Here is a 265-nt window from a genome sequence, read left to right on the forward strand (position 1 = left end):
GGCGCTTTTTCAGGCTGGAAAAGCTCTTGCGGTTGAGGCTCAAAGGTCATAACCGCGGAAGGCACACCCAACTGCTGAGCTTTTTCCCGAACCTGACTCAGCACCGCCTGATGCCCCAGATGAACACCATCGAAATTACCTATGGTCAATACGCAACCACAATGTTCAGCTCTGAGATTATGAGTACCGCGAATCAGTTCCATGCCCGCACAATCTTAATGTTTTCCGGAAAAGACGCGATTATAACTGATACCGAGGCGATAAT

Annotated in this window: 1 protein-coding gene; it reads right to left on the reverse strand. The window is 49.1% G+C overall.

All coding sequences use genetic code 11. The annotated features are described in order from the left end of the window. A partial coding sequence (locus R2R70_RS20750) for an adenylyltransferase/cytidyltransferase family protein (RefSeq protein ID WP_410979014.1) occupies positions 1–203 on the reverse strand: 203 nt, incomplete at its 3' end. Positions 204–265 lie beyond the last annotated feature (62 nt).

It is taken from the genome of Cobetia sp. SIMBA_158 (assembly GCF_046566945.1).
In the GTDB taxonomy this organism is placed as follows: domain Bacteria; phylum Pseudomonadota; class Gammaproteobacteria; order Pseudomonadales; family Halomonadaceae; genus Cobetia; species Cobetia amphilecti.